Source organism: Oscillatoria sp. HE19RPO (assembly GCF_024220515.1).
GTDB lineage: Bacteria > Cyanobacteriota > Cyanobacteriia > Cyanobacteriales > Laspinemataceae > Laspinema.
On sequence record NZ_JAMXOT010000437.1, the window covers coordinates 1 to 8,678 of the forward strand.

General features: G+C 48.5%; 8 protein-coding genes. 4 read left to right on the plus strand and 4 right to left on the minus strand.

Annotation, left to right across the window (positions count from 1 at the left end):
* Positions 1-219 (plus strand): hypothetical protein (locus NG833_RS29070; protein WP_254568749.1); only part of this gene is annotated, 219 nt, incomplete at its 5' end.
* A 68-nt stretch (positions 220-287) separates the two neighbouring features.
* Here NG833_RS29070 and NG833_RS29075 read toward each other — a convergent pair.
* The 3 genes from NG833_RS29075 to NG833_RS29085 form a co-directional block, all read right to left on the minus strand.
* The gene (locus NG833_RS29075) at positions 288-1,187 is read right to left on the minus strand and encodes a YegS/Rv2252/BmrU family lipid kinase (RefSeq protein ID WP_254568750.1); all 900 of its coding nucleotides are present in this window, start codon (positions 1,185-1,187) and stop codon (positions 288-290) included.
* Positions 1,184-1,444, minus strand: coding sequence for a regulatory protein SipA (gene sipA / locus NG833_RS29080; RefSeq protein ID WP_254568751.1), 261 nt, complete (start codon positions 1,442-1,444; stop codon positions 1,184-1,186). Before sipA ends, NG833_RS29075 begins: the two co-directional genes overlap by 4 nt.
* A 161-nt stretch (positions 1,445-1,605) precedes the next feature.
* Positions 1,606-1,863, minus strand: a complete 258-nt coding sequence (locus tag NG833_RS29085) for a hypothetical protein (RefSeq protein ID WP_254568752.1) — start codon at positions 1,861-1,863, stop codon at positions 1,606-1,608.
* A gap of 155 nt (positions 1,864-2,018) precedes the next feature.
* Between NG833_RS29085 and NG833_RS29090 the strand changes: the two genes are divergently transcribed.
* Both NG833_RS29090 and NG833_RS29095 read left to right on the plus strand, forming a co-directional pair.
* Positions 2,019-3,863 carry a CheR family methyltransferase gene (locus NG833_RS29090; RefSeq protein ID WP_254568753.1) on the plus strand — a complete coding sequence of 615 codons (1,845 nt, stop codon included), beginning with the start codon at positions 2,019-2,021 and terminating at the stop codon, positions 3,861-3,863.
* Positions 3,864-4,061: 198 nt separating this feature from the next.
* A complete protein-coding gene (locus tag NG833_RS29095) occupies positions 4,062-5,402 on the plus strand; it encodes a PAS domain-containing sensor histidine kinase (RefSeq protein WP_254568754.1) in 1,341 nt (446 codons plus the stop codon).
* 99 nt (positions 5,403-5,501) lie between these two features.
* Here the strand turns inward: NG833_RS29095 and NG833_RS30705 are convergent, their stop codons facing one another.
* A complete protein-coding gene (locus tag NG833_RS30705; RefSeq protein WP_256556211.1) occupies positions 5,502-5,633 on the minus strand; it encodes a hypothetical protein in 132 nt (43 codons plus the stop codon).
* A gap of 238 nt (positions 5,634-5,871) precedes the next feature.
* On the opposite strand from NG833_RS30705, the gene NG833_RS29100 reads away from it, so the two are divergent.
* Positions 5,872-8,103, plus strand: a complete 2,232-nt coding sequence (locus NG833_RS29100; RefSeq protein WP_254568755.1) for a Na-K-Cl cotransporter — start codon at positions 5,872-5,874, stop codon at positions 8,101-8,103.
* Positions 8,104-8,678 lie beyond the last annotated feature (575 nt).

Consider the following 8,678-nt stretch of genomic DNA (forward strand, 5'->3'; position numbering starts at 1 on the left):
CGCAATGCTTGCGCCCTCCGGAGGGCGCAAGCATTGCGCCCCTACATTGACCGGGTTACTACGAACGAACGTTTTGGAGATTTTATTTTTTGGAGTTCCCTAGGGAGCAAGATGTTTGTGCTGGTGCACACGCTACGCGGTAAGCGAAGCTATGCCGTAGGCTTTACGCACTCCTCTCAATATCTGTGCGATCGCTCGTCATCAAGAACCCCACCCTAACCCTCCCCAAGACATCGGGGAGGGGACCGGACCCTAAGTGGCTCCAGGGTTTACGCTGGCCCTCGGGATTAGATATCCGGAACCATGACATTTATACTCAGGGGAACGCATTCAATTTCTACAGGTGTGGTTCCTCTGAGTTCCCCATCAACGGTTACTTTTTGAGGGGGGGTTGTGGTGACTTTGATGCGATTTGTCCGCAGGTATAAGACATCATTGTGTTGAGAGGCGACTCCCCGTAATGCGCCCGTCATCAAGCTAGAAATCGCTCCCAAGGTACTCATTTCGGTCTGGGTGGATAGAATCGTGACATCGAGCAATCCATCATCGGGGATGACGCCTCCGGGTCCTTGAGCCAGGACTGAGGTGGCGGGTGCCGCATTGGCAACGGTGACAGCGATCGCCCGCAGTCTGCTGATTTCTCCCTCCATTTCTAGCTCGACTTCAAAGGACTGGATATCCCAGAGTTTCTCGATTCCGGCGACCAAATAAGCCATGACTCCAAACCAGTTTTTGGCCTCGCGATCGGCTTGTTCGACGGTTTCGGCTTCCCATCCCACTCCCGTGAGCAAAATGCAGGGTTTGCCATTGCAAGTTGCCGTATCGATCGCCCGGATTAGTCCAGATAAAATCGTCTGACAGGCATCGGGTATATTAATAGGAATTCCCAAGGCGCTGGCAAAGGCATTGGCGGTCCCTCTCGGGATCACTCCTAACGGAATTTCCGTATTAATTAAGGCTTCGGCGACCGCCGAAACGGTGCCATCGCCACCGGAGGCAATTACTAAATCAACCCCCCGGGCGACTGCCTCCTGCGCCAGTTGACTGGGTTCTAAATCGGCTTTCGTATAGCGGATATCTAGTTTAATTTCCGGTTCTAAAAGTGAGAAAATCTGTCTGAGTTCGGCCTCGGGATCGCCGTTCCCAGAACAGGGATTAAAAATTAAGCAAGCTGAACGGGTGCTCATTCGTTTTCTGCGGTTCCTTTTTGAGAGGTTTCAAGGGGATTCTCTAGGGGTTCGATATAGTGGCTTTCGATGAGAAATGCCCCTTTTTTAAAGCGGACGCTCCAATATCCCCCGGGTTTGCGATCGAGGATTGTCCCTTCTTCCCCCAAGCTGACTGCATTGGGTGGACGGAGCATGGGGATGGGTTCAGCAGTTTTGAGGTAAGCGGGTAAGGCGACAATCCGGACCCGATCGCCGAGGGCAAATTCTTTTGACATTGCTTTGGACTTTTGAGAATTTATCTCTTAAATTTTAAAGGATAAAATCCATCTCGTCCAAACCGATTAAATAGGGGTATGATTGAAGAAAATAGGTAATCAGGAGTCACCTAAACCCTTTTCCCTAAAAATTTATTCAATCCGCTCCATAATTAGGGGTATTAATCAATGACATAAGGCACAAATATCTCCGGGAGAGAGCCAATGCGATCGCCCCTTGTTAATCCATCGGCTTTTAATAGTGTAGCGCTCCGGATTTCCAACAGGCGAGCCAATTCTCTCCAACCGCCTACCCGGGGACCTCCCTCGGGACTGTCCTCCTCCCGATGTTCATCAGACCACATCTCAATCCACAATCCGAATAGACTTCCGGATTGACTATCGGAGATTTTGAGCCACCGCAGTGCCAGAGCAGGCAAACAGGGTCAACCTTAAAATCTACAGAAATCGGTAAGAGCCACTTTTGCGCCAGTAACTTTTATGATAAAACATAAAGTTTGTACTGCGATGCTAACTTACCTTCGCTGATTCTCTTATATCCGCTCTTAACTGCGTCCTCATCAACCCATCAACAATGACTGCAAATGATCAGACTTCAATCTTTGAAGCACTTCTAGAGTATCTGCGCCGATCGCGTGGCTTTGATTTTGTTGGATATAAGCGTTCCTCCCTCCAGCGTCGAGTCACCAAGCGAATGGAGGTGCATCAGATTGACAACTTTGGGGATTACCTGGAGTACCTGAAAGTTCACCCCGAAGAATTCCCCGCCTTATTCAACACCATCTTAATTAACGTTACTAGCTTTTTTCGAGATCTCACGGCATGGGAACACTTAGCCACCGATACCCTACCGCAGATTATTAAACAGAAATCCCCGGATGAAACTCTGCGCTTTTGGACTGCGGGTTGTGCCTCGGGAGAAGAAGCCTACACCTTGGCTATTTTACTGGCAGAAACCCTCGGCATGGAAGACTGTCTGCGCCGGGTGAAAATTTACGCCACCGATGTAGATGAGGAAGCCTTGACACAGGGACGGAATGCCAGCTATAAAGCCAAAGACATCGAGTCCATTTCCGAGGAGTTCCAGCAGCGATACTTTAAGCCAGTCGGCGATCGCTTCGCAGTGGATAGGGAGCTCCGTCAGGTGATAATTTTTGGTCGTCATGACTTGATTCACGATGCTCCCATTTCTCGCATAGATTTGCTGGTATGCCGCAACACCCTGATGTATTTTAATGCGGAAACCCAAAAGCAGATTTTGGCTCGCTTTCATTTTGCACTCAAAGACACGGGCTATTTATTTTTAGGTAAAGCCGAAATGCTACTCACTAACGCCGATCTGTTTAGTCCTTTAAACTTACAACACCGGATCTTTCAGAAAGTGCGAAAAATAGACCGGCGTGAGCGCCTCTTAATCTTAGCGCAGAGTAGAAAAGAAGAAGCCGGGATGCGATCGACTTTAAATATCCGCCTGTTGGAAGCGGCTTTTAATGTGATGCCTCTGGCGCAAATTGTAGTAGACTCCGACAGCAATCTCGTCCTAGCCAATCACTTAGCTCGGTCCCGTTTTGGCATCGATCGCCAGGACCTGGGACGACCGTTCCAGGATTTAGAAATTTCTTACCGTCCCGTGGAGTTGCGATCGCAAATTGAACGGGTCTACAAAGAGGGCAACTCGATTCTCGTCAGCGATGTGCTCCGCACTTGGAGCGATGGCAGCGTTCAGTATCTGGATATCGAAATCTCCCCTTTACAGCAAAATACCAGCGATCCCCTCGGCGTGAGTATCACGTTTAACGAAGTCACTCGCTATCACCAGTTACAAGAGCAACTCGAACGGTCTAACCAGGAACTCGAAACAGTAAATGAGGAACTCCAGTCCAGCAATGAGGAACTGGAGACAACCAACGAGGAACTCCAGTCTAGTCATGAAGAATTGGAGACGACCAATGAAGAACTCCAGTCTACCAATGAAGAATTAGAGACAATGAATGAGGAACTTCAATCCAGCAATGAGGAACTTCAAACCCTCAATGAAGAACTGGGGCGAAAAACCATAGAACTGAATCAATGTAATGCTTTTTTAGAGTCTATTTTTGCCAGTTTGCAATCAGCGGTGATTGTGGTAGACCGTCAATTCCAAATTCAAACTTGGAACGAAGCGGCCCAAAATCTCTGGGGACCGAAAGCGGACGAAGTGCAGAAACAATCTCTCTTTAATCTGGATATTGGCTTACCCGTGGAACGTCTGCGCGACCCCCTTTATCAATGCTTGAGTGGAACCCAATTGGATCAAGAAATTCTCATTGATGCGTTGAATCGTCAAGGTAGCTCGATTCAGTACCGCTTGAGCTTTAATCCGCTTAAAGATGGGAGCAAAGAACCTCATGGGGTGATTCTGTTAATCAAGGAAGTTTAACTGGGGCGGTCTTCTTGAGCCCAGTCTCTTCTCCCGCCTGGGATTTGGGCCGCGATTTCACCCCAATAATCACCAGATTAACTAAAAGTCCCCACTGACTTCCGGCTTGATTTTCCGATCATGTTTTCGGTTCGGTGGATGCATTATGCGATTAGCTACTATCCTAAAGTTAGGACTGAAATAGAATGGAGAAATTGCATGGAAAATTTCACGAGGCAGATTGAACAGGCTAGAGTGCGTTTAGAGCAAATGCAACTACTCGCTCAGGAGTTTTCTTCCCCTTCACCGGACTTGTTACAACAGGTGTTTGGCGAACTCTCAACGGCATTGGAAGAACTGCACGTGGCGACAGAGGAGCTTCAGGAGCAAAATCAACAACTGCTCTCGACTCGTGAACAAGTAGAAATAGAGCGGGAGCGCTATCAAAAGTTATTTGAAGAAGCACCGGAAGCTTATTTTGTGACCAATGCAGTGGGGGTGATTGAAGAAGCGAATGCGGCAGCAGAACAGTTATTTAATCTGCGTCGCCCCTTCCTGATAGAGAAACCCCTAGCAGTTTTTGTGGGGCTAGAAGAACGGAGTGCCTTTCGCAGCCAACTAGAGCAACTCATAACCGCAGGACCATTAACGGAATGGGAAGTGCAAATGCTCCCGCGCGATCGCGAGTCATTTCCCGCTGCAATTTCTGTTTCTAAGGTTCAAGATATTCAGGGCAATCCGATGGGATTTCGCTGGTTAATTCGCAATATTAGCGATTTAAAAGAAGCGGAAAAAAATCGCCAAGAGCTGGCCATGCAACGAGAACTCCATCTGATGAAGTCTCGATTTATTCAAATTCTTTCTCAAGAATTTCGCACCCCCCTCAATACCATTCATCTATGTACGCAACTTTTGGAACGATATAGTGACGGCGTAAAACAATCCAAACGAAGTCCAATTTTTGAAAAAATTCGGGGTGCAATTAAACAAATGAGTTTACTTTTAGATGATATTTTGATTTTTAATGGAGATAAAGATTCTTCTTGTTTTAAACCTTTTCAATTTGATTTAGAAAAATTTTGTTTGAAAATAATAGAAGAATATCAGCATCTTTATAACCCCGGCGATCGCTCGATTAATTTTCAGGCCACTGGAGACTATCACTCAGTCTGTATAAATACTAAATTGCTCCGCCATATTTTTCGCAATATCCTGTCAAACAGTTTCAAATTCACTCCAGAAAACAGCGAAATAACCGTGCTTTTACAGTGTGAAAAGACACAGATTATTTTAAAATTTCACGATCAGGGCGTAGGGATTTTACCCGCAGACCTGCCTCACCTGTTTAACATCTTTTATCGAGGGAATAACGTCGGGGATATTCCCGGGTCGGGTTTAGGATTGGCGATCGTCAAAAAATCTGTAGACTTGCTCGGTGGAGAAATCTCCGTAGAGAGTACCCTCGGCGTTGGCACAACTTTAACGATTACCCTCCCCACCCCCCCAAGATCCCAATCCCCACTGTTAAAAAAGAGCCTCCCCTCACCCCCTTTAGAATAGAGTTTTCACCCGAGGAGGAGGGGACTGAAGAGGAGGAGAGGCTACAACGGATAACCCTTCACTACTGCAAACAATGACAGTGGCTCAACATTTGCGGATTCATTCACCTACTGCCTCTGTGGTTTGTGGCGAGAGACCTGGACGATTTTGTAACCGGGCAAATAACCCAGCATTCGCCAAGAAAATCACCGGAATAATCGCTACAATTGGCAGCATGATACGATAACGCATTGACTCTCTTGGTGAGGATAAGGGTAAAGGCAGGATGATCCAGCGGAGACTCTCTTCAGGATTAATTGTGAGCAACGTAGAGAAATCCAGTCTCTTCTTTTATCGATTTGATAAGATGAAACCTTGAGCCTTCCCAATGCCTCGATCGCCTGGTTTGAGACTTCCCTGAAACTTTAAGGAGCCTTCTTGGGCGGCGATCGTCTAAGGTGGGATGTAGTTATCATCATTATCAGTCCTTATGCCGAGCTTTCCCTCATTTCGTCGTCCGTCGCCAGACCCCGTGATTCCTTCTTCTGCATCCGGTGGCCTGGGAACCTTTGGTGGCGTTTATACCCCGTCGATTTTGACCATTCTCGGGGTGATCATGTATTTGAGATTTGGATGGGTAGTGGGGAATGTCGGTTTAATTGGTACCCTGATTATCGTCACTCTGGCCACCTCAATCACCCTTTTTACGGGCCTCTCCATCTCGGCGATCGCCACCGATCGCGTGGTGCGCGTGGGGGGAGCCTACTACATGATCAGCCGGTCCCTGGGAATTGAAACCGGCGGTGCCGTGGGGATTCCCCTGTATTTTGCCCAAGGACTGTCTGTCGCCCTTTATACCATTGGCTTTGCCGAAAGTGTGGTAGAGGCATTTCCCGAATTCAGAACCATGCAACGGGCGATCGCCTTATTCACCACCCTCGCCGTGGCCCTCCTGGCCATGAAATCAGCCCGGACCGCCATCCGCGCCCAATATTTCATCATGGCGGCGATCGTCCTATCTCTCATCTCCTTTGCCTTCGGCAGTCCCATCGAGACCACCTCCATCGAAATGTGGGGCGCTAAACCCGAAAATTCCGAACCCTTCTGGGTCGTTTTCGCCGTCTTCTTCCCAGCAGTGACCGGCATCATGGCGGGAGTGGGAATGTCCGGAGACTTGCGCGACCCTTCCCGGTCCATTCCCGTGGGTACCCTCGCTGCTGTCGGGACGGGATATGTGATTTATATGGGACTGCCGGTCCTCCTGGCGATGCGTGCCGATGCCAGTACCCTGATTGCCAATCCCTTGATTATGCAACAAATGGCCTTTTGGGGACCGGCCATTCTCCTGGGAGTCTGGGGGGCGACCTTATCCAGTGCCTTGGGGAGTATTTTAGGTGCACCTCGGGTCCTGCAAGCCCTAGCCAGGGATGGAATCTTACCCTCGGGTCTGCGGATACTCGGGAACGGAAGAGGACCGGATGATGAGCCATTTATCGCCACCTGCGTCACCCTGGGAATTGCTGCGATCGCCGTAGCCGTGGGGGATTTGAACATGATTGCCCCGGTTCTCACCATGTTCTTTTTAACCACCTACCTGGTTTTAAATGTAGCCGCAGGCATCGAAGGCTTTTTGCAAAGTCCATCCTATCGCCCCACCTTTCGAGTCCATTGGGCGATTTCCCTCCTCGGTGCCATCGGTTGTATCGCCGTGATGCTCCTGATTAATGCGATCGCCACCGTGGTTGCTGGAATTATCGTCCTGGGAATTTATATCTGGTTAGAACGTCGGGAACTGGAATCCGCCTGGGGAGATGTGCGCCGGGGTTTATGGATGGAAGTCGTGCGCACGGGGATTTTTAACCTCAGTCACGAACCGGATACCAAAAACTGGCGACCTCACATCCTGGTGCTTTCCGGTGCACCTACCCGGCGCTGGATTCTGATAGAACTCGCCACCGCCTTGACTCACAATCGCGGGTTAATTACTGTATCCAGTGTTCTTCCCAGTGGTTCTCGGGATCCTGCCCAACAAACCCAACTCGAAGCCACGATTCGGGACTATTTAGACAAGCGCGGAGTTCAAGCCTTAGTCCGCTTAATTACCGCCCCGGACCCCTTTATTGGCGCGAAAAATCTCGTAGAAATTTATGGACTCGGACCCCTGGTGCCGAATACGATTTTACTCGGAGATAGTGAGGAACCGACTAAGCGCGATCGCTATTGCGACATGATCGCCAACCTGCATCAAGCCAAACGTAACCTAATTATCTTTCGGGAAAATGCTGACAAAGGATTTGGTCAACGTCGCCGGATTGATGTGTGGTGGGGTGGATTACAAGCCAATGGCGGTCTAATGCTGATTTTGGCCTATTTAGTCCGCACCAGCAGCCAATGGCAAAATGCCGAAGTCTATCTCAAACTGGTTGTTCCCGATCGCGCTGCTGCCGAATCTGCCGAAACCAATATTGCCACCTTGGTCAAACAATTACGCATCGGTGCCATTCCGCAAGTTCTGATTTCTGACGGACAATCGTTTGATGAGATTCTGCATGAGTCTTCCCAAGACACAGATTTAGTCTTCCTCGGCATGGCCACCCCCCGCGAAAATTATACGGAATACTATGAACAATTACAAGCTCGCGCCGCCGGTTTACCCACCACAATTTTTGTCCTAGCTGCCCCAGATTTTGCCTTTGAAGAGGTCTTAACCGACAATGCTTAATCTACAAACCCTGGTTTGTAGAAACCCAATCCTGAGCTAATCTTCCCCTGTTTGTAGTAACGACTCCAGTCGTTCTCTTCTCTGATGTTCGTAGTAACGACTTCAGTCGTTCTCTTCTCTTAGTTCGTAGTAACGACTTCAGTCGTTCTCTTTCTTAGTTCATAGTAACGACTTCAGTCGTTCTCTTTCTTAGTTCGTAGTAACGACTTCAGTCGTTCTCTTCTCTTAGTTCGTAGTAACGACTTCAGTCGTTCTCTTTCTTAGTTCGTAGTTCGTAGGCAACAACCGGCGGGGTTTAAACCCTAGCCCTGTCAAGGTGTATTTGTAGGGGCGCTTCGGGAAGCGCCTCTACATGAAATAAGGATTTCTTGTCATCAAATTTATCATATTGACAGGCGCTTCTCGAAGCGCGGCTACATTCCATCACTCTTTTGGGTCATTAAATTTATCATATTGACAGGCGCTTCTCGAAGCGCGGCTACATTCCATCACTCTTTTGGGTCATTAAATTTATCATATTGACAGGCGCTTCTCGAAGCGCCTCTACATGAAATAAGGATTTCTTGTCATTAAAT